The 20,942-nt window shown below is 40.0% G+C and carries 20 protein-coding genes; all 20 read left to right on the top strand.

The features are described from left to right. On the top strand, nucleotides 1-2,583 hold the full coding sequence (gene mutS / locus AAAY30_RS03210; RefSeq protein ID WP_499215626.1) for a DNA mismatch repair protein MutS: 2,583 nt from the start codon (nucleotides 1-3) through the stop codon (nucleotides 2,581-2,583). Nucleotides 2,584-2,613: 30 nt separating this feature from the next. Continuing rightward, nucleotides 2,614-4,725: a DNA mismatch repair endonuclease MutL gene (gene mutL, locus AAAY30_RS03215; RefSeq protein WP_499215627.1), complete on the top strand. Its 2,112-nt coding sequence runs from the start codon at nucleotides 2,614-2,616 to the stop codon at nucleotides 4,723-4,725. A 4-nt stretch (nucleotides 4,726-4,729) separates the two neighbouring features. Further along, entirely contained in the window at nucleotides 4,730-5,671 is a 942-nt protein-coding gene (gene miaA / locus AAAY30_RS03220; RefSeq protein WP_337781743.1) for a tRNA (adenosine(37)-N6)-dimethylallyltransferase MiaA, read from the top strand. Nucleotides 5,672-5,674: 3 nt separating this feature from the next. Further along, the gene (locus AAAY30_RS03225; RefSeq protein WP_249376824.1) at nucleotides 5,675-6,958 is read left to right on the top strand and encodes a biotin/lipoyl attachment domain-containing protein; all 1,284 of its coding nucleotides are present in this window, start codon (nucleotides 5,675-5,677) and stop codon (nucleotides 6,956-6,958) included. Beyond that, nucleotides 6,936-7,652 carry a YggS family pyridoxal phosphate-dependent enzyme gene (locus tag AAAY30_RS03230; RefSeq protein WP_186934792.1) on the top strand — a complete coding sequence of 239 codons (717 nt, stop codon included), beginning with the start codon at nucleotides 6,936-6,938 and terminating at the stop codon, nucleotides 7,650-7,652. Before AAAY30_RS03225 ends, AAAY30_RS03230 begins: the two co-directional genes overlap by 23 nt. Before the next feature lie 20 nt (nucleotides 7,653-7,672). Then, entirely contained in the window at nucleotides 7,673-8,140 is a 468-nt protein-coding gene (locus AAAY30_RS03235) for a cell division protein SepF (protein WP_022234920.1), read from the top strand. Further along, nucleotides 8,127-8,876 carry a YlmH family RNA-binding protein gene (locus tag AAAY30_RS03240; protein WP_294657749.1) on the top strand — a complete coding sequence of 250 codons (750 nt, stop codon included), beginning with the start codon at nucleotides 8,127-8,129 and terminating at the stop codon, nucleotides 8,874-8,876. The genes AAAY30_RS03235 and AAAY30_RS03240 overlap by 14 nt, the downstream gene beginning before the upstream one ends. Before the next feature lie 11 nt (nucleotides 8,877-8,887). Then, the gene (locus AAAY30_RS03245) at nucleotides 8,888-9,607 is read left to right on the top strand and encodes a DivIVA domain-containing protein (protein WP_301965148.1); all 720 of its coding nucleotides are present in this window, start codon (nucleotides 8,888-8,890) and stop codon (nucleotides 9,605-9,607) included. Nucleotides 9,608-9,663: 56 nt separating this feature from the next. Further along, a complete protein-coding gene (gene ileS, locus AAAY30_RS03250; protein ID WP_412122238.1) occupies nucleotides 9,664-12,429 on the top strand; it encodes an isoleucine--tRNA ligase in 2,766 nt (921 codons plus the stop codon). 69 nt (nucleotides 12,430-12,498) lie between these two features. Beyond that, the gene (gene lspA, locus AAAY30_RS03255; RefSeq protein WP_294666032.1) at nucleotides 12,499-12,975 is read left to right on the top strand and encodes a signal peptidase II; all 477 of its coding nucleotides are present in this window, start codon (nucleotides 12,499-12,501) and stop codon (nucleotides 12,973-12,975) included. Further along, complete coding sequence (locus AAAY30_RS03260; RefSeq protein ID WP_186934787.1) at nucleotides 12,962-13,879, top strand: RluA family pseudouridine synthase; 918 nt, start codon at nucleotides 12,962-12,964, stop codon at nucleotides 13,877-13,879. The genes lspA and AAAY30_RS03260 overlap by 14 nt, the downstream gene beginning before the upstream one ends. A 176-nt stretch (nucleotides 13,880-14,055) precedes the next feature. Next, a complete protein-coding gene (rplS, locus tag AAAY30_RS03265; RefSeq protein ID WP_022234926.1) occupies nucleotides 14,056-14,403 on the top strand; it encodes a 50S ribosomal protein L19 in 348 nt (115 codons plus the stop codon). 69 nt (nucleotides 14,404-14,472) lie between these two features. Beyond that, nucleotides 14,473-15,174, top strand: a complete 702-nt coding sequence (gene lepB / locus AAAY30_RS03270) for a signal peptidase I (protein WP_195410238.1) — start codon at nucleotides 14,473-14,475, stop codon at nucleotides 15,172-15,174. A 77-nt stretch (nucleotides 15,175-15,251) separates the two neighbouring features. Continuing rightward, nucleotides 15,252-15,827 carry a signal peptidase I gene (lepB, locus tag AAAY30_RS03275; RefSeq protein ID WP_337785868.1) on the top strand — a complete coding sequence of 192 codons (576 nt, stop codon included), beginning with the start codon at nucleotides 15,252-15,254 and terminating at the stop codon, nucleotides 15,825-15,827. Nucleotides 15,828-15,860: 33 nt separating this feature from the next. Continuing rightward, nucleotides 15,861-16,730, top strand: a complete 870-nt coding sequence (gene ylqF / locus AAAY30_RS03280; protein ID WP_022234929.1) for a ribosome biogenesis GTPase YlqF — start codon at nucleotides 15,861-15,863, stop codon at nucleotides 16,728-16,730. 11 nt (nucleotides 16,731-16,741) lie between these two features. Further along, a complete protein-coding gene (gene rnhB / locus AAAY30_RS03285) occupies nucleotides 16,742-17,341 on the top strand; it encodes a ribonuclease HII (protein ID WP_022234930.1) in 600 nt (199 codons plus the stop codon). Nucleotides 17,342-17,343: 2 nt separating this feature from the next. Further along, complete coding sequence (locus AAAY30_RS03290) at nucleotides 17,344-17,733, top strand: YraN family protein (RefSeq protein ID WP_499215628.1); 390 nt, start codon at nucleotides 17,344-17,346, stop codon at nucleotides 17,731-17,733. After that, nucleotides 17,720-18,637, top strand: coding sequence for a dipeptidase (locus AAAY30_RS03295; protein ID WP_195410236.1), 918 nt, complete (start codon nucleotides 17,720-17,722; stop codon nucleotides 18,635-18,637). The genes AAAY30_RS03290 and AAAY30_RS03295 overlap by 14 nt, the downstream gene beginning before the upstream one ends. Nucleotides 18,638-18,692: 55 nt before the next feature. After that, nucleotides 18,693-20,201, top strand: coding sequence for a threonine synthase (thrC, locus tag AAAY30_RS03300; RefSeq protein WP_195410235.1), 1,509 nt, complete (start codon nucleotides 18,693-18,695; stop codon nucleotides 20,199-20,201). After that, nucleotides 20,201-20,890 carry a metallophosphoesterase gene (locus tag AAAY30_RS03305; protein WP_022234934.1) on the top strand — a complete coding sequence of 230 codons (690 nt, stop codon included), beginning with the start codon at nucleotides 20,201-20,203 and terminating at the stop codon, nucleotides 20,888-20,890. Before thrC ends, AAAY30_RS03305 begins: the two co-directional genes overlap by 1 nt. Nucleotides 20,891-20,942 lie beyond the last annotated feature (52 nt).

Consider the following 20,942-nt stretch of genomic DNA (forward strand, 5'->3'; position numbering starts at 1 on the left):
TTGGCAGAGTTATCTCCTATGATGAAACAGTATTTTAAAATTAAAGAGCAGAATAAAGACAGTATTCTTTTCTTCCGTCTGGGAGATTTCTACGAGATGTTTTACGATGACGCCAAAATTGCGTCAAAGGAGCTTGAGCTTACACTCACAGGCAGAGATTGCGGCCAGGCTGAACGGGCACCGATGTGCGGTGTACCCTTTCATAGCTGTGAGGGATATATTGCAAGACTTGTCGCCAAAGGCTACAAGGTTGCAATCTGTGAACAGACCGAAGACCCTGCCACGGCAAAAGGACTTGTAAAGCGTGATATTATAAGAGTTATCACACCCGGTACTGTAATGGAGTCGAGTATGCTTGACGAGGGCAGAAACAACTACATTTGCTGTATGTTTTCTGACAGCAAAAAAATCGGACTCTGCTTTTGCGATATTTCAACAGGCGAGCTTTACGCAACCGAAATATCGGGCAGTGATTCGGTAAATTCTCTTACAAGTCAGCTTGCAAGCTATAATCCGAGAGAAATTTTAATAGGCGGAGATATTGTTAAAATCAAGTCTTTGCCTGCATTTATAAAATCGAAACTTTCAGCCGGAGTTGAAATGCTCCGGGATGAGAGTTTTGACAATAAACTTTGCACCGATACGGTAAATATGCAGTTTAGGGAAGAAATGCAGTGTATTGCCGATTCGCAGGTGCTTATAAACGCTATCGGCGCACTTATAAATTATTTGAAAGAAACCCAGAAAAACGGACTTGAACGCATAAATAAAATTGAGCTTTACAGCGACAAGCAGTATATGAACCTTGATTACAACACACAGCGTAATCTTGAGCTTACCGCAACAATGCTCAATAAAGAAAAGCGAGGTTCGCTTTTGTGGGTGCTTGACAAAACCAAAACCGCAATGGGAAAGCGACTTATTCGTTCGTGGCTTGAGCATCCTCTGCTCAATGTATCGGCTATCAACAATCGACAGTCGGCGGTTGAAGAACTTGTAAACAACAATATGCTAAGGCTTGATATTATGGACGCATTGAGCGGTATTTTTGATATTGAGCGACTTATGACAAGAATTGTTTACGGCTCGGCAAACGGCAGGGAGCTCCGTTCGCTTGCGGCAGCTCTGCAAAAATTACCGCAGCTTTCGGAATTGATTGCTGACTGCAGTGCCAAATATCTTAAAAAGGTATATAAAGAAATTGACCTGCTTGAAGATATTTATAATCTGATAGATTCCGCCATAGTCGAAGAACCGCCATTCTCTGTGCGTGAGGGCGGAATGATTAAAAAAGGATACAACCCCGACCTTGATATTTTGCTTACCGATATGAACGATTCTAAAGGCATACTTGCAAGAATTGAAGCGGAGCAAAGGGAAAAGACAGGTATTCCGAAATTAAGGGTCGGCTACAATAAAGTGTTCGGTTACTATATTGAGGTAACCAATTCATACAAAGACCTTGTACCCGAAACCTACATAAGAAAGCAGACTTTAACAAATTGCGAACGCTATATCACACAGGATTTAAAGGATATTGAGGGCAGAATTTTAGGCGCAAAAGACCGTTCTGTTGCTATGGAATATACCTTGTTTGACGAAGTAAGAAAAACGGTTGCAAATAACCTTGAGAGAATACAGAGAACGGCTAAGGCAATTGCAGTGCTTGATGTGCTTGTTTCTCTCGCAAATGTTGCGGCAGACAATAGGTATGTGCGACCTGATGTGAACCTTTCAACCGTTATCAGATTAAAAGACAGCCGACATCCTGTTGTAGAGGCTCTGCTTAATGACACTCCGTTTGTTCCTAATGATGTTTACCTTGACAGTGCAGGCGAGAGAGTGGCAATAATTACAGGCCCAAATATGGCAGGTAAATCTACCTATATGCGACAGGTTGCACTCATTGTTCTTATGGCGCAAATGGGCAGTTTTGTGCCTGCGTCAAGCGCAACAATCGGTGTAGTTGACAGTATTTTCACAAGAGTAGGCGCTTCCGATGACCTTGCTTCGGGTCAATCAACTTTTATGGTTGAGATGAGCGAAGTAGCCAACATTGTTAAATCAGCAACTTCAAAGAGTTTGTTAATTCTTGATGAAATCGGCAGAGGCACATCAACCTTTGACGGTATGAGCATTGCAAGAGCAGTGCTCGAATACTGTGCCGACCGCAAAAAACTCGGTGCAAAAACATTGTTCGCCACTCACTATCACGAACTTACGGTAATGCAGGATTTGCTTGACGGTGTAAAAAACTACAGCATTGCCGTTAAAAAGCGTGGTGACGATATTACATTTTTACGCAGAATTATACCGGGCGGCGCAGATGACAGCTTCGGTATTGAAGTTGCAAAACTTGCGGGTCTTCCAAACTCAATTATTAATCGTGCGAAAGAGATTTTAAAAGAGCTTGAGTCAGGCTCAAATGCGCCGACGGTAATTAAAGAGAAAAGTGAAGATATGCAGATGTCGCTTATATCAAATGATAATGCCGTTGTAGAGCGACTTTCGGAAGTTGATTTAAATACCTTAACTCCTATAGAAGCTATTAATCTGCTTTACGAACTCAAAGGTATGATATAATGGTATAAAGACATAAAGGCAGGTGAGAAAATGGGTGTAATTAATGTACTTGACAAACATATAGCGGAACTTATTGCGGCAGGCGAAGTAGTTGAAAGACCGTCGTCCGTTATAAAAGAACTTGTAGAAAATTCCATTGACGCAGGTGCGAAGAACATAACCGTAGAAATCAAAAACGGCGGTACAACCTTTATGCGTGTTGCCGACGACGGATGCGGAATTTACAGAGATGACATTAAAAAAGCGTTTCTGCGCCATGCAACAAGTAAGGTGAAAACAGCAAATGACCTTGATACGATTTCTACCCTCGGTTTCAGAGGAGAGGCGCTTGCATCTATCAGCGCAGTTTCGAGGTTACAGGTTATTACCAAGAACGAGAATGAAGAAATCGGCAGCTGCTATGAGATAGAGGGCGGAGATGAAATCTCGCTTGAGGAAGCGGGTTGCCCAACAGGCACAACCTTTGTAATCAGAGATTTGTTCTACAACATTCCCGCACGCTCAAAGTTCCTTAAAAAAGATGTTGCGGAGGGCAATGCGGTTTCTGCTCTTATGGATAAAATCGTACTCTCGCACCCCGAAGTTGCCTTTACTTTTATCAGGGACGGCAAGCAGGTTTTGCGCACTTTCGGCGACGGCAAACTTTTGTCGGCAATCTATTCCGTATTCGGCAAAGACTTTGCAAAGGGACTTATTCCCGTAGATTACACACTCGATTCCGTTACCGTAAAGGGTTATATTTCAAAGCCGATTAATTCAAGACCGAACCGAAATATGCAGAACTTCTTTATAAACGGAAGATTTGTAAAAACACGAACAGGTATGGCGGCACTTGAAGAGGCTTACAAAGGTTCGATAATGGTCGGTAAATTTCCGTCCGCTGTATTACAGCTTACCGTACCGTATGAAATTATAGATGTCAATGTTCATCCTGCAAAAATCGAAGTCCGTTTTATAAACGAAAGACCTGTTTTTGATGCAATTTACCATGCGGTAAAAACAGCCTTACAGCAAGGCGATGAAAGAAAACAGGTTCATTTTAAAGAAAACACCGCTTTTAATGAAATTAAAAAGGTAAATCCGTTTAACAATGCGCAGGCAGTTTTTGCAAAAGCCGAAAATACACCTGCGGAAAAGCCCATAAAACCGATTGAACGGATTGAGCCTGTATTAAAAAATTCCGAACCTAAACCGTACAATCCGTTTGACGAACTTGATTTAAAAGACGAAAAACCAAAGTCTGTATCTATTGACAACTTAAAAATGTCCGATTCGTCAAACCCGTTTGATATTTATTCAAAGCAGGCAATTAAAAGAATTTCAGAACTTGAAAACAAGAAAGCTGAATTTTCCAAGCAAAAACTTGAAAAAGCCGAGCAGTTAATTTTAAAAGCAACTCAACAGGAAGAAAGTTTAACGAAACAAGAAATCACTGTTGACGATTTAACTGCCGAAAGCACGGAAACTCCTATAGAAACAGAAGTTTCAAAAGAAGAAGTTAAGCCTTTAAAAGAAATTTCTGAAAATAAAACAGATAATAACGATGCACTTACCGAACTGCCAAAGGAGCAGACAAAACTCAGATTTTTGGGTGAGGCATTTAATACATATATAATCGTTGAAAAGAACGATAACGAAGTTTTAATAATCGACAAACATGCGGCGCACGAAAGAATAATTTATGAAAAGTTGAAAGCGGATTCGGGTTCAGCAAATGTTCAATATCTGCTCACACCGATTACAGTTACGCTTGATAAAATCGACTATGATGCGGCTGTAAGCAATCTTGATATGTTTGCAAAGTGTTCATTTGATGTAGAGGACTTCGGCAACGGCACACTGCTTGTGCGTTCTGCTCCGCAGTACCTTGCTGCAACCGAAATTGCCGACTGCATAACAGAAATGAGCGGATACATTGCAAGCGGAAAGAAAGATATTTACACCGAAAAAATGGATTGGTTCTATCACAATGTTTCGTGTCGTTCCGCAATAAAAGCAGGCAATAAAAGTACAGTTCAGGAGCTGATGGATATTGCCTGGACTTTAGAAAAAAATCCGCAGATAAAGTATTGCCCGCATGGCAGACCGATCTGCATAGTTATGACAAAGTACGAAATTGAAAAACAATTTGGCAGGTTGTGATTTTTTGAATTATCCTATCAAACTTATTTCTGTTGTAGGCCCTACGGCATCAGGCAAAACGGCGCTTGCGGTTGAGCTTGCAAAGAAATATAACGGAGAGATTATTTCCGCCGATTCAATGCAGATATACAAAGGAATGAACATAGCTACCGCTAAGCCCGATGAACAGGAAAAGCAGGGCATACCGCATTGGTTAACAGACTTTCTTCCAAGCGACAAAACTTATTCCGTTGCCGATTTTGTAAGTGAAGCAGCTTCTTGTATAGAAGATATTGTGTCACGGGGGAAAATGCCGATTATAGCAGGCGGAACGGGACTTTATGTTGACTCGCTTTTAAACGGTATTTCTTTTGAAAAGCAGGAAAGGAACGAAGAAATTTCTAACGAGCTTTTAGCTCTTTACGAGCAAAACGGAGTTGATTATCTGCTTGATATGCTTGCTGAATTTGACAGTGAATCAGCAGAAAATCTCAAAGAACAGCGCAATGTAAAGCGAATTATAAGAGCGATTGAGTTCTATAAAACCTCCGGCATAACAATCAGCGAGCACAACAGAAATTCAAAACTGAAAGGCTCACCGTACAATCCGATAAAAATCGGTCTTAAATTTGAGGACAGGCAAAAACTTTACGACAGAATCAATCTAAGAGTTGACATAATGCTTGAAAAAGGTCTTGTCGACGAAGCAAAGCAGGTGCTCTCAAACGATTTAAGCTCCACTTCAAAAATGGCAATAGGATATAAAGAGCTTATTCCGTATTTTTCGGGTGAACGCTCACTTGACGAATGTACGGAAATTTTAAAAAGAGAAACAAGACGATACGCCAAGCGTCAACTTACTTGGTTTAATCGTGATAAAGATATAAATTGGATATTGGTTGATAAATTCAACGGATTTGAAGATATTTTAAAATATGCCGAAACAATAATTGACAAAGGACTGTGATATATGGACAAGCTGTTGTTCAGAAGAATTTTGGTTGCAGGTCTTACCGCACTTGCAATTATTTATGTTGTTTACCTCTTACTGAGTGCTAATTTCAATGTAGTTCCTACCGAAAACGCAGAGCAGGTAACGGTAACAGACAAAATTTATTCAAACGGTTACATTATTCGTGATGAAACCTACGTCAAAAACACTTCGGGCGGAGTTGTTTCTTACAATGTAGATGACGGCGACGAGGTTAAAAAGGGCGGCAGTGTAGCAAGCGTTTTTTCTTCGGAAGAAGACGCAGTTGCCCGCACAAAAGCCGCATCTCTCGAAGACAGTATGAAGGCGCTTACAAAACTTGAGCAGACAAGACGCTCAAATACAGAGGGAATTGAAACCGTAAACAATGACATCACAACAAATATCGAAACATTTTTGTATAACATAAATAATGCAAACATCGGCAAACTTGATTCAAATATCAATTCAATAATCAATTCTGTAAATCACTACCAGTCATTTACAGGAAAGACCTCAAGTTTTAAACCCGAAATTGCATCTTTGCAGTCACAAATAAATGAACTCAAAAAATCATCGGGTGACAGCATTGCGGACATTAAAGCTCCGAAAGCGGGTTATTTTGTTGCTAACTGCGACGGCTATGAAAACTGCTTTGATTATTCTAAAATCGGTAATCTCACACTTGACAATCTTAAAAATATGAAAAAATCAAGTGTGCCTGATAATACAATCGGCAAGGTTATCAGCAGTCTTAACTGGTACATTGCTTGCGAAATTACCGCTGACGAGGCAACAGACCTTACATTGTGGGGTGACGATGTTACGGTGGATTTTTCCGACGCATCATCAAATACGGTACCTGCCTCGATTTATAAAATTGTTCAGTACAATAACTCAGATAAAGCACTTGTGATTTTACAGTGTACATATATGGACACTACACTTTCCGAAATCCGTCAGGAGCCTGTGGAAATCGGTATGGGAAGTTACTCGGGACTTCGTGTCAGCAAGAAAGCAATTCACGATGACTATGTAGAAAAGACCACATACGACGATAAAGGCAATGAACATAAAGAAAGCAAAAAGGTTCAGGGTGTTTATGTTCTTTACGGCAGTGAAGTGCAATTTAAAGAAATTTCTATCGTTTATGCGGGTAACGATTACGTTTTATGCGATTCGTCACCTACAGACGGTACATTGTTCAGCGGCGAAACCATTTCGCTGTATGATCAGATTATAACGGAAGGGGACGATTTGTATGACGGAAAGGTCATTAAGTGATGTAGAATACAACTACAAACTTATTAACGAAAGAATTGCCGAGGCAGCTGAAAAATCGGGCAGAAAAAGAGAAGACATTACTTTTCTTGCGGCAACAAAAACAGTTGACGCCGATGTAATCAATTATGCAATCTCTTTGGGACTTGACCACATCGGTGAAAACAAGGTTCAGGAATTGCTTTCAAAATACGAAAAGTATGACCTTGCACACGCATCCCTGCAGTTTATAGGTCATTTACAGACAAACAAGGTGCGTCAGATTGTTGACAAAGTAGATTTGATACAGTCGGTTGATTCTTTAAAGCTTGCGTCGGAAATTTCCAAACAGTCTTTAAAAATCGGCAAAAAAACAGACGTTCTTGTTGAAGTAAATATAGGCAGAGAAGAAAATAAATCGGGTGTTGTTCCCGAACAGCTTGATGAATTGTTGTGTCAGATAGCTGATTTGGAGGGAATTTCGGTCAAAGGACTTATGTCTATACCGCCAATTTGTGATAATACACATAAAATTTCAAAATATTTTGATAATATGCGTAATATCTTTATTGACATATCGTCAAAAAAATTAGATAATATAAGTATGACTATACTGTCAATGGGTATGTCTGCTGATTATTATGAGGCAATACTCGAAGGTGCGACTATGGTAAGAGTAGGTTCGTCACTTTTCGGTGCCAGAGATTACAGTAAATAATTCAAGGAGGAAATAATATAATGGCAGGTTTTGTGGATAAATTCAAGCGTATGTGGGATGCTCCGGATGACGAGTATCAGCAGGAGTATGACGAGTACGGTTATGCCGACGAAAACGAGGAAGAAGAGGTTGAGGAACAGCAGCCTGTAAGAGAGAGAGCAGCAGCTCCTACTTCAAAAAATAAAGTTGTTAATATTAACGCTAAGGCTAAGATTCAGGTCGGTATTTATAAGCCTGAAAGATTTGGCGAGGAAACACGCACAATCGCTGACGACCTTATCAAATCACACACAGTTGTGCTTAACCTTGAGGACACCAACAAGGATATGGCAAGAAGAATTCTTGACTTCTTAAGCGGTGTTGCTTATGCAAACGACGGTAAGATTAAGAAGGTTGCTTCAAATACATACATTATCATTCCTAATAATGTAGACCTTACCGGCGACGATTTACTTGACGAATTAGAAAACAGCGGTGTTTACTTCTGATAACGATGAGCTTTTCTGCTCCAAAATCGAGGATATGACTTCGCTTTGCTTTACCCGTCAAAAACCTGTTTTCTCACAGTTTTTAACCGAGAGTCAGCAGGCACTTGCACAAAAGGTATTGCAGAGTATATACTTTGAAAATTATGTATTCTTCGGCGGCAGTGAGAGCAGTGAAAGAAAGGTGCTCGGGGTGTTTTACGATGAACCCGAGCGGTCAGCCTTTCCTGTTTCTGCAATAGAATTCAAATACCGACCTTGCGATAAACTTACACACAGAGATTTTCTCGGCACGCTTATGTCGCTCGGCATTGAGCGTGACACGGTAGGAGATATTCTGGTAGATAACGGAAGAACCGTTGTATTTGTAAAAAGCGAGCTTAAAGATTACATCGAATCGCAGATTTTTAAAGTAGGCGGAGCAGGAGTAAAAATTGTCCAACCAAATCTTAATTCTCTTCCGCAAGGAAGAGGCACAGAGGAAATGAGTCTTACGGTTTCATCTCTCCGATACGACAACATTGTCGCCGCAGTGAGCGGACTTTCGAGGGATAAAACGGCAAAACTGATTTTATCGGGAGAAACAACTCTTAACTTTGCGGTAACTCAAAATGTAAGCTGTACGGTTAAAGAGGGAGATACCTTTACAATACGGGGTAAAGGGAAATTTAAGTTAGATAAAATTTTGGGTGTAACCAAAAAAGGGCGCCATAAAATTTCAGTAATACATTTCAGATAGGAGTGCTTTAAATGATTACTATTGATGAAATTAAGAATGTTAGTTTCAGAAAAGCCGGCCGCCAGGGCTATATGGCAGAAGATGTTGATGCATTTATTGATGAAGTCATTGTAGCTTTTGAACAGTTAAAGAAAGAGAAAACTAACCTTGTACATAAAATTGATGTTCTCGCAACAAGAGTAGAACAGTATCGTGCAGATGAAGAAACAGTCAGAAACGCTCTTCTCGCATCACAGAAAGTATCTGACGCTTGCATCAGAGAGGCTAAAGAAAAGGCTTCTAAGATTGTAAGAGAGGCTGAAACAAAGGCACAGCAGCTTTTGGTTGATACAAACAGAATGACTGCAACAGAGAAGGAAAACTACCTTCTTCTTCAGTCAGACGCTGTAAAACTTAAGGGTGAGCTTATTGAGCTTTACAAAAAGCACATTCAGATGATTAACGACCTTCCTACAACTGCCGAATTAGAGGCAGCTAAGCAGGAACTCAACGAAAAGTATCCGACAGCACCTGTTATAGAGGAAAAGCCGCAGGAAACAGTACAGCCTGCTAAGCCGGCTGCAGTTGAAGTAAAAAAGGCTGATGCCGAAACCGCTGCCGTTTCTGACAAAACTGTAGACGAAATTCTTTCTTCGACAAACGCTGCTGCAAACGAAAAAAATACAGAAAAAAAAGCACCAAAGTTCGGTCACTTAAAGTTTGGCGACAACTATGATGTTTCTGCCGAATAATTTTATAATCGGAAATTAATCGGAAATCGAAATTTAAATTATGGAGAGTGTAACCAATGTCTCAGGATTATAATTCTACACTTAATCTTCCAAAAACCGACTTTCCTATGAGAGCTGGTCTTCCTAAGAGCGAGCCTGTAACTCTTAAGGCATGGGAAGATAATAAGGTATATGAAAAGCTTATGGAGGTAAACGAGGGCAAACCGTTATTTGTACTCCACGACGGTCCTCCATATGCAAACGGCGATATTCACCTCGGCCACGCATTAAACAAAATCTTAAAGGACTTTATCGTTCGCTATAAAAATATGGCAGGCTTTAAAGCTCCTTATGTTCCGGGTTGGGATACTCACGGTCTTCCGACAGAGCTTAAAGCAAGAAAAAAAGCAGGTATCGGTAACTCTGCGGAAATTTCTATCGTTGAGCTCCGTAAAATGTGCGAAGAATTTGTTACAGGATACATTAACGATCAGCGTACACAGTTCAAAAGACTCGGTGTAATCGGTGAGTGGGACAACCCTTATATCACACTTAAGCACGAATTTGAGGCAGAGCAGATCAGAGTGTTTGCAAAAATGGCTACAAAGGGTTATATTTACAAGGGATTAAAGCCTGTTTATTGGTGCCCTGAATGTAAAACAGCTCTTGCCGAGGCTGAAATTGAGTATGCGGAAGATCCGTGCCATTCAATTTATGTAAAATTTACAGTAACAGATGACAAGGGTGTGTTCTCAAATCTCGGTCTTGACCCGTCAAAAGTTAAGTTCGTAATTTGGACAACAACAACTTGGACATTGCCTGCGAATGTAGCTATCTGCGTTGGCCCGAGATATGAGTATTCAATCATCAAAACAGGTGACGAATACCTTGTTATGGCTACAGAGCTTTATAAATCAGCTTTTGAGGCTGCCGAAATTACAGATTACGAAGTAGTTGCCACAGTTAAAGGCAGCGACCTTGAGTATATCAAGACAGCACATCCGTTCCTTGACAGAGAGTCACTTGTTATTGTCGGTGATCATGTAACACTCGAAAGCGGTACAGGCTGCGTTCACACAGCTCCCGGTCACGGTGTTGACGACTTTAATGTTTGCCAGAATTATCCTGAAATTCCTACTATCTGCCCTGTTGACTCAAACGGCGTACTTACCGAAGAGGCAGGTCAGTTTGCGGGTCTTACAACTGATGAGGCAAACAAAAAGATTGCCGTTTATCTTGATGAAAACGGTTACCTCTTTGCATTAAAGAAGATTATTCACCAGTATCCGCACTGTTGGAGATGTAAAACTCCTATCCTTTTCAGAGCTACCGACCAGTGGTTCTGTTCTGTTGAGGACTTCAAAGATAAAGCTTGCGAGGCAATCGACAGCGTTAAGTGGATTCCTGCTTGGGGTCATGACAGAATTACAAATATGGTTAAGGAAAGAAAAGACTGGTGTATTTCCCGTCAGAGAAAATGGGGCGTACCTATTCCGATTTTCTTCTGTAAAGAATGCGGCGAGGCTCATATAGACAATGACGCAATGATGGCTGTTGCCGATTTGTTTGAAAAAGAGGGCTCAAACGCATGGTACAGCCATACAGCTGCAGAAATTTTACCTGAGGGCACAAAGTGTAAAAAGTGCGGCTGCACAGAGTTTGAAAAAGAAAAGGATATTATGGATGTTTGGTTTGACAGCGGTTCTTCACACGCAGCCATTGTAAGCAAGCGTGATAACCTCCGGTTCCCTGCTGACCTTTACCTTGAGGGTAACGACCAGTACAGAGGTTGGTTCCAGTCATCACTCCTTACATCAGTTGCTACAGAGGGTGTAGCTCCGTATAAGGCAGTTCTTACTCACGGTATGATTCTTGACGAAGAGAAGAGAAAGATGAGTAAGTCACTCGGCAACGGTATCAGTCCACAGGATGTTACCGAAAAATACGGTGCTGATGTGTTAAGACTTTGGGTTTCATCAACCGACTATCAGTCAGATGTTCATATTTCTAACGAAATTTTAAAGCAGATTTCAGAGTCATACAGAAAAATCAGAAATACTGCCCGTTATATTCTCGGTAATGTTTATGACTTTAACCCTGATACAGATTCTGTTCCTGTAAATGAGCTTATGCCTATGGATAAGTGGGCAATCGTAAAACTTAACGAGCTTATTGCAAAGGTTAAGCAGGCTTATGATAACTACGAATTCCACCAGGTATATCATTCAATCAGAAACTTCTGCGTAATTGATATGTCTAACTTCTATCTTGATGTACTCAAGGACAGATTATATACAGAAAAAAGCGACAGCAAGTCAAGAAAGGCTGCACAGACTGCAATCTATATCATTCTTAACGCTATGACAAGAATGATCAGCCCGATTCTTGCATATACATCTGATGAAATTTGGAAATATATGCCTCATTCATCAAATGAGAATGCCGAAAATGTTATTTTCAATGAGATGCCAAATCAGGTTGAAATCGAAACCGATGCCGACTTTATGTCATTCTGGGACGAAATTCATCAGCTTCGTGACGATGTAAAGAAGTCACTTGAAGTTCTTATTAAAGATAAAACTATCAAGAGCTCACTTGAGGCTAAGGTTACTCTTAAGGCAAGCGGCGAAAAGCTTGAATTCCTTAAGAAAGCAGAACCCGAACTTGCGGCTGCATTCATCGTATCTGCCGTAGAAATCGCAGAAAATGACGGTGAGCTTGAGATTGCCGTTGATAAAGCAATAGGCGAAAAGTGCGAGCGTTGTTGGATTATCAGCGAAACTGTAGGTACAGACAGCGAACATCCGCATCTTTGCAAGCGTTGCTGCAGCATTTTAAAATAATCAATTAAATTTAATACTAAATCGGTGTAACAGTATTGCTGCACCGATTTAGCTTTATGGGGGAATTTTATGCCTTATATAGCCGTTGCGGTCGGAATAGTTTTGGCAATAGCAGACCAAATTATAAAGTTCTTTGTCAGCACAAATCTCAAAGAAACAGGAAGTGTGTCTGTTATTGACAATCTGCTTTCTTTTACCTATGTGGAAAACAACGGTGTGGCTTTCGGCAGTTTTGCAGGCAACAGATGGATTTTTGTAGTGCTTACAACTGCACTTATTGCCGCAATCTTAATTTATATGTTTAAAAAGAAACCAAAGAGCAAACTTTTTTATGCCTCTGTTGCGCTTGTTGTCGGCGGCGGAATAGGCAATCTTATAGACAGAATTTTTTACGGCTATGTTATTGACTACATCAGTCTTTCATTCTTTCCGCCCGTATGCAATTTTGCGGATTACTGCATAACGGTCGGTACGGTCTTGCTTATGGTTTATGTACTCTTTTTTTCAGAAGTCGGTAAAAAGGAATTGAAAAATGACAAAACTTGAATTTGTTGCCGAAAACGGCAACATAAGAATAGACAAATACATTGCCGACAATGAACCGTCACTCACAAGAACTGCGGCTGCCAAACTTATTGAGCAGGGCAAAGTTTTTGTAAATGAAAATTCTGTCGGTAAAAACTATAAGCTCAAAGGCGGCGACAGAATTACTCTCGAAATTCCCGATCCCGTACCTTATGAGGCAAAACCCGAGAACATTCCTTTGGAAATTATTTACGAGGATAACGATTTGCTTGTTGTAAACAAGCCGAAAGGAATGGTCGTTCATCCGGCGGCAGGCAATTATGACGGCACACTTGTAAACGCATTGCTTTATCATTGCGGAGATTCGTTATCAGGCATAAACGGTGTTATGCGTCCCGGAATTGTCCACAGAATAGATAAAGATACAAGCGGACTTCTGATAGTTGCAAAAAATGATTTTGCACATTTTTCGCTTGCCGAGCAGATTAAGGAACATTCTTTTACAAGGGAATACGAGGCAATTGTTTACGGCAATTTAAAAGACGATGAGGGCACGGTGAATGCTCCGATAGGAAGAAGTCAGTATGACCGTAAAAAAATGTGCGTTACCGAAAAAAACAGCAAACACGCTGTCACACATTACCGTGTGATTGCAAGATACAAGGGCTACACTCATATAAAATGTATTCTTGAAACGGGACGAACACATCAGATAAGAGTGCATATGGCGTACATCGGTCACCCTGTATCGGGAGATTTGGTTTACGGAGTTAAAAACGAAAAAGTTGATTTTACAGGTCAGTGCCTGCACGCAAGAAAAATCGGCTTTGTTCATCCAAGGAGCGGCGAATACCTTGAATTTACATCGCAGCTGCCCGAATATTTCAGAAATTATCTTGAAAAGCTCGATAAAATAACAAAATAATTTGCGATAAACGGAAAAAAGTCTTGCAATTTATTTTCTTTTGTGGTAATATATATAAGCATTTGAAACCGTCATACCTATGACGAGGTTCAGATGGCGGTAAAACCGTTATTTTGAAGCAGACATTCCTCTGCACTAAAAAGGTACGAATGTCAGAAAAAACAGGAGGAATTATAATGGACGCATTAAAAGCTATTGCTGCCGGTTCAGTTAAGGAAACCACACCAAAGTTTAATGTTGGTGACACAGTTAAGGTTTCTGTAAACATCCGTGAGGGCGAAAGAGAAAGAATTCAGATGTTTGAGGGCACAGTTATTGCTAAAAAGGGCAGTGGCGTTGCTGAAACATTTACTGTAAGACGCGTTGCTTACGGCGTAGGTGTTGAGAGAGTGTTCCCGCTCCATTCACCGAACGTTAAGGACGTGCAGGTAATTCGTTATGGTAAAGTTCGCAGAAGCAAGCTCTACTATCTCCGTGACAGAGTTGGTAAGGCTGCTAAGGTTAAAGAGCAGATCCGTAAGTAATTTCAAATGTAAGGAAAGGGACTTTTACAGTCCCTTTTTTACTTTACTTATTGTTAGCAGGTGGATAAATTGAGCGAAAATAAAACAAATACTAACGAAACAGAAAACAATGTTGTAGAAAACACAACAGCCGAAACACAGAATCAGAATATCGAGGTCGAGGACAGCGGAGATTACATTGCTTTCAGCAATCCCGAAAAAGACAAGCAGAAGAGCAACAAATTTGTTGCGGCAAAGGCAGACGGCGGCGCATCAAACTTTTACGATTGGGTAAAATCAATTGTATTTGCGCTTGTAATAGTTATTTTCTGTCTTAACTTCTTTTTCAGGTTGGTTGATGTAAAAGGTACATCAATGGTAGAAACCCTGCAAAACGGTGATAAATTGATTGTAACCAACTTTAATTACACTCCAAAGCCGAATGACATCATAGTAATTTCTCACGGTAAGGAGTACGCCGAACCGATTGTAAAGCGTGTTATTGCTACCGCAGGTCAGACTCTTAAGCTTGATTATGAAAACGACAGAATCCTTGTTGACGGTGTTGTAATTGACGAACCGTATCTTGATGTGTCAACATTCTGTAATGTTGAGGCAGATTACGAAATCCCCGAGGTTATTCCGGACGGTATGATTTTTGTAATGGGCGACAACAGAGGAGTTTCTATGGACAGCCGTGACTCAAGAATCGGTCTTATCAGCGTAGACAATGTTATAGGAAAAGCTCAATTTGTAGTTTATCCGTTTTCAGACTTTAAATATCTTTACTAAAAATTTTATTTGACCTATTGATAAAAGCTTATTTCTGTTTTATAATTGAAATAAGCTTTTATTTTTTTGGAGGATATATGAAATCTGAAAACAAAACCTCGAAAACAAAAATACAGATAAACAAAGAAAAATTACCTAACTGTATATTTGATATTTTCAAAACGGTTATTTTCCTTTTTGCAATTATAAGCGTTGTATTTACATTTTTTATAAAAGATGTCACAATCGACGGCGAATCTATGAAAGACACGCTTTTTGACGGCGACAGGGCGATACTTACAAACTTTCTTTACTCACCGCAGGTGGGAGATATTGTGGCTGTTGACGCAGACCAGCAAATCGGAAAAATCATTATAAAACGAGTTATCGCAACCGAAGGACAGACAATAAAAATTGACTATGACAATAATAAAGTTATAGTTGACGGAATTGTACTTGACGAAGAATATGTTGCCTCCGATACAATAAGACCGACTGTCGGTTGGAATATTCCCGACACCATACCCGAAGGCTATGTGTTCGTAATGGGTGATAACCGTTCCGTATCACTCGACAGCAGAAGCGGCAGTATTCAGCTTATTCCAAAATCGATGATACTCGGCAAGGCACAATTTGTGATTTATCCGTTTGACCATTTCAAATATCTTTACTGATTTATAAACAACTATAAGGATTGATAAAATAAAATGAGCGAAATGCAAAATATACAGTGGTTTCCGGGTCATATGACCAAAACCAAAAGACAGATTCAGGCAAGTTTAAAACTTGTAGACGCAGTGGCAGAAATTCTTGACGCAAGAATACCCTTAAGCAGTAAAAATCCGGATTTACAAAAGCTTATTCAGAACAAACCAAAGGTTGTGCTTTTGAATAAATGCGATATGGCTAATCAGACCGCAACAAGCAGATGGATAGACTACTATGCATCACAGGGAATTACAGCGATTGCGGTTGACTGCAAAAGCGGTAAGGGACTTAATAAATTTGCCCCTGCTGTAAACAATGTGCTATCCGAACGCAGAGAAAGACTTAAGGCAAAGGGTATGGTAAACCCGATGCTTAGAATTATGATTGTAGGTATCCCGAATGTCGGTAAATCTTCATTCATTAACAGAGTAGCAAAGCAGAATCGAGCAAAGGTAGAGGACAGACCGGGTGTTACAAGAGGCAATCAGTGGTATTCAATCGCTAAAAATATAGAAATGCTCGATACTCCGGGTGTACTTTGGCCTAAATTTGACGATAAGATTGTCGGCGAAAGACTTGCTTTTACAGGTGCTGTAAAAGACCAAATTCTCGATACGGAGCTTCTCGCCGTAAGACTTCTTGACTTTTTGCGCAGCTTGAAACCCGCTGATTTTATTGCAAGATTTAAACTTGAGGATATTGACCTTGACGCAATCGATTCATACGAATTGCTTAATGTAATCGGCAAAAAAAGAGGTATGCTCATTTCAGGAGGAGAAATAGATACAGAGAGAGCCGCAATTATGCTTCTTGATGAATTCAGAAGCGGAAAACTCGGCAGAATCACTCTTGAAATGCCCGAAAGATAAAAGGTGAAACAATGGATTGGCTTGAATTTGAAAAAGAGGCGCTTGCAAAAGGTTATAAATCGGTTTGCGGAGTTGATGAGGCAGGCAGAGGCCCTCTCGCAGGTCCCGTCTGCGCCGCCGCCGTTATATTGCCCGAGGGCGTAATTATTGACGGTGTAAACGACTCAAAAAAATTAAGCGAGAAAAAGCGTGAGTCCTTGTTTGATGTTATAAGAGAACAGGCGCTGTCATACTCAATAGCTTACGCTACGGTTGACGAAATCGAAGAAATCAATATACTGAATGCAACAATGCTTGCGATGCGCAGAGCAATTGACGGTCTTGACATAAAGGCAGACTACGCAATGATTGACGGAAATAAAATTCCGCCGATTGACATTGACGCCGAGTGCATTGTAAAAGGTGATGCAAAATCTATGTCGATTGCTTGTGCATCTATCCTTGCAAAAGTGTCAAGGGACAGACTTTTATATAAGTATGCCGAAGAATATCCCATGTACGGTTTTGATAAACACAAAGGATACGGAACCAAGGTACACAGAGAGGCTATTCTTAAATACGGTCCGTGCCCGTACCACCGCAAAAGTTTTCTTAAAAAGCTGTATAAATAATTATGAAGTTATTTACGACAAAACAGAAAGGCGACATCGGCGAAAAATTTACCGAGCGTTACCTAAAGAAAAACGGTTATAAAATTCTTGAACGCAATTACAGACAAAAATGCGGTGAGATTGATATAATTGCTCAAAAAGGCGAATATATTATATTTACGGAAGTAAAAACAAGGGCGGCAAATTTTATTGCCCGTCCGTATGAGGCTGTTGACCGCAGGAAAATTTCAAGAATAAGAAAAACCGCCGCAATGTATATTGCCGAAAAACAGCTTGACGCTTATTTCCGCTTTGATGTCAGCGAAGTATTTACCGATCCTGAAAGCGGCAAAGTAATTGACATCAACTATATTGAAAATGCTTTTGAAGGAGCTTCTTATGAAAGTATTTGATTTACATTGTGATACACTTTACAAAGCCGTGACTATGAGCCACGGCTTTTCCTGTTCCGACTATGAAGTTCAGACAGATGTGGATTTTGAAAAATATTTGCAGTGCTTTGCGGTATGGATTCCCGATGATTTAAGCATAAAACAGGGCAGAGCACTGTTTGAAAAAGCCAAAATTACACTTCCGAAAGAATGTAAAATCAACAATATAAATCTTGTTGATTCTTTTAAAGAAATTAATAATTCAACAAAAAACAAACTTGCAATGTTTACACTTGAAAACTGCAAAATAATCGACAATGATATTTCATATATAAAATACCTTGCCGACAGCAACATAAAAACAGCAACCCTTACTTGGAACGATACAAACTGTATCGGCGACGGCGCAATGGCAGAGCACCCGACAGGCATAACGGAGTTTGGCAAAAAAGCGGTATGTGAACTTGAAAATCAAGGGATTGTCATTGATGTATCACACGCAAGCGATAAACTTTTTTATGATGTATGTGAAATTGCTGCAAAGCCGTTTATAGCCACCCATTCAAACGCAAGAGCGGTTACTGCGCACAAAAGAAATCTTACAGACGAACAGGCAAAAATCATATTTAAAAACGGCGGAATTATAGGACTTAATTTTCATAATGCGTTTCTCAATAACGAACCCGAAAAAGCCTGCATTGATGATATTCTAAAGCACACAGAGCATTTTTTGTCGCTCGGCGGAGAAGATTATGTATGCCTCGGAAGTGATTTTGACGGCGGAATCTTGCCGTATGACATCAGAAATAACAGAAATCTATATGAAATTTATAATCTTTTTCTGCAAAAAAACTATCAAGAAGCCATAATTGATAAAATTTTTTATGAAAATGCAGTTAATTTCTTTGAAAACTTTGACATTTGATAAATTATGTAGTAAAATGTACTTTGTGTAAAGCAACTCTGAAAGGAAGATTTATATGTTGTATAACAGTACTCAAAATGCAGCCGAAGTTGTATCGGCCGCTCAGGCAATTGCCCAGGGTATTTCTAAGGATGGCGGACTTTTTGTGCCACAGGAATTTCCTAAATATTCCGCAGAAACATTTAATGAGCTTTTAAAGCTTGATTACAAGGGCAGAGCAAAAAAAGTTTTCGCTGATTTTCTTTCTGATTTTACAGAAGAAGAAATCAACGATTGTGTTGAAAATGCCTACACAAAAGAGAAGTTCGGCAGTGACAATCCTGCTCCCTTGGCTTACGCAAAGCTCAACGGCAAGGAACTTAATATTCTTGAACTTTGGCACGGTCCGACTTGTGCTTTTAAGGATATGGCACTCCAGATTCTTCCTCATTTTCTTACAAAATCACTTAAAAAGACATACGACGGCAAAGATGCAGTAATTCTTGTTGCCACATCGGGCGACACAGGTAAGGCTGCTCTTGAAGGCTTTAAAGATGTTGACCATACAAAAATTATCGTTTTCTATCCTGTTGACGGTGTAAGTCCAATGCAGAAGCACCAGATGAACACACAGGAAGGAAACAATGTTACCGTTTGCGCTATCAAGGGCAACTTTGATGATGCACAGACAGGTGTAAAGAAAATCTTTACTACTCCTGAAATTTCCGCAAAGCTTGAGGCTAACAATATGCTTTTCAGCTCTGCAAACTCAATTAACTGGGGCAGACTTCTTCCACAGATTGTTTACTATATTTCTGCTTACTGCGACCTCGTAAATGCAGGCAAAATCGCTATGGGTGACAAGATTAATGTTGTAGTTCCGACAGGTAACTTCGGCAATATTCTTGCATCATACTACGCAAGCATTATGGGACTTCCAATCAACAAGTTCATCTGTGCGTCAAACTCAAACAATGTTCTTTCTGACTTCATTAAGACAGGTGTTTATGACAAAAACAGACATTTCTATACAACAATTTCACCTTCAATGGACATTCTCGTATCAAGCAACCTCGAAAGACTTCTTTATAAGCTTTCGGGCAACAATGCCGATACTACAAAAGAGCTTATGACTGCTCTCAAGACTGTAGGCAAGTACGAGGTTTCCGACGAAATCAAGGCTGGAATCAAGTCAAAATTCTTCGGCGGTTTCTGCGATGATGAGCAGACAAAGGCTACAATCAAAGCTTTGTTTGATACAGATAACTACCTTTGCGATACTCATACAGCAGTTGCTGTTAATGTATATGAGCAGTATGTTGAGCAGACAGGCGACACAACTCCGTCTGTTATCGCATCGACAGCAAGCCCATACAAGTTCTCTAAGGCTGTTCTTGAGGCTGTTTCAGACGGCACAGACCTTCCTGAAAATGAATTTGATATGGTAGAAAAGCTATTCGAGGTTTCAAATGCTCCTGTGCCTGCACCTCTTGCAGCACTTAAGGACAAAAAGGCTCGTTTCTCAGATGTTACAGAGGTTAATTCTATGCCTCAGTATGTTCTTGATGCACTTAACATCAAATAATGAGTTTATTTGCGATAGCTGACCTTCATTTGTCACTCGGCGAAGATAAGCCGATGGATATTTTTGCGGGCTGGGACAACTATGTCGAAAGGCTTACAAAAAATTGGAATACACTTGTTACCGATGATGATACGGTTATGATTGCGGGTGATATTTCCTGGGCAATGAAGCTTGAACAAACATATACCGATTTTAAATATATTAATGATTTGCCCGGCAAGAAAATTTTTCTCAAGGGCAATCACGATTATTGGTGGGGAACCAAAAGTAAAATTGAAAAGTTCCTCGACAATAACAAACTTAATTCGATAAATATCCTTTTTAACAACACTTATGTTTGCGACAATAAAGCAATTTGCGGTACAAGAGGATGGTTTCTCGAAAATGAGTCTGACGCTGATGTAAAGGTACTTAACCGTGAAGTAGGCAGACTTGAAATGTCGATTTCAGAGGCGGAAAAAACAGGGCTTGAGCCTGTGGTTTTTCTGCACTATCCGCCTGTCTACTGCAACACCGAATGCAGCGAAATTATGAATGTATTATTAAAACACAATATAAAAAGATGCTATTACGGACACATTCACGGCAAATCAAATATGCGGTATGCCGTTGAGGGTGATTATAAAGGTATAAATTTTAAGCTGATCTCTTGCGACCGACTCGCATTTATGCCGATTTTGGTACGATAATAAGCATAAATTTGCTTTTGAGTATTGGCAAAACTGAATTTTTGTGTTATAA

The sequence above is a fragment of the Ruminococcoides bili genome (genome assembly GCF_040093295.1).
Taxonomy (GTDB): Bacteria; Bacillota; Clostridia; order Oscillospirales; family Acutalibacteraceae; genus Ruminococcoides; species Ruminococcoides intestinale_A.

Bases quoted from the DNA above. Each gene is read 5' to 3' on its own strand.
- lspA (WP_294666032.1), top strand. From the start codon at position 12,499: ATGCCTTATATAGCCGTTGCGGTCGGAATAGTTTTGGCAATAGCAGAC.
- ylqF (WP_022234929.1), top strand. From the start codon at position 15,861: ATGAGCGAAATGCAAAATATACAGTGGTTTCCGGGTCATATGACCAAA.
- AAAY30_RS03230 (WP_186934792.1), top strand. From the start codon at position 6,936: ATGACGGAAAGGTCATTAAGTGATGTAGAATACAACTACAAACTTATT.
- mutL (WP_499215627.1), top strand. From the start codon at position 2,614: ATGGGTGTAATTAATGTACTTGACAAACATATAGCGGAACTTATTGCG.
- AAAY30_RS03260 (WP_186934787.1), top strand. From the start codon at position 12,962: ATGACAAAACTTGAATTTGTTGCCGAAAACGGCAACATAAGAATAGAC.
- AAAY30_RS03225 (WP_249376824.1), top strand. From the start codon at position 5,675: ATGGACAAGCTGTTGTTCAGAAGAATTTTGGTTGCAGGTCTTACCGCA.
- ileS (WP_412122238.1), top strand. From the start codon at position 9,664: ATGTCTCAGGATTATAATTCTACACTTAATCTTCCAAAAACCGACTTT.
- AAAY30_RS03305 (WP_022234934.1), top strand. From the start codon at position 20,201: ATGAGTTTATTTGCGATAGCTGACCTTCATTTGTCACTCGGCGAAGAT.
- AAAY30_RS03245 (WP_301965148.1), top strand. From the start codon at position 8,888: ATGATTACTATTGATGAAATTAAGAATGTTAGTTTCAGAAAAGCCGGC.
- rplS (WP_022234926.1), top strand. From the start codon at position 14,056: ATGGACGCATTAAAAGCTATTGCTGCCGGTTCAGTTAAGGAAACCACA.
- AAAY30_RS03290 (WP_499215628.1), top strand. From the start codon at position 17,344: ATGAAGTTATTTACGACAAAACAGAAAGGCGACATCGGCGAAAAATTT.
- AAAY30_RS03235 (WP_022234920.1), top strand. From the start codon at position 7,673: ATGGCAGGTTTTGTGGATAAATTCAAGCGTATGTGGGATGCTCCGGAT.
- lepB (WP_337785868.1), top strand. From the start codon at position 15,252: ATGAAATCTGAAAACAAAACCTCGAAAACAAAAATACAGATAAACAAA.
- rnhB (WP_022234930.1), top strand. From the start codon at position 16,742: ATGGATTGGCTTGAATTTGAAAAAGAGGCGCTTGCAAAAGGTTATAAA.
- thrC (WP_195410235.1), top strand. From the start codon at position 18,693: ATGTTGTATAACAGTACTCAAAATGCAGCCGAAGTTGTATCGGCCGCT.
- AAAY30_RS03295 (WP_195410236.1), top strand. From the start codon at position 17,720: ATGAAAGTATTTGATTTACATTGTGATACACTTTACAAAGCCGTGACT.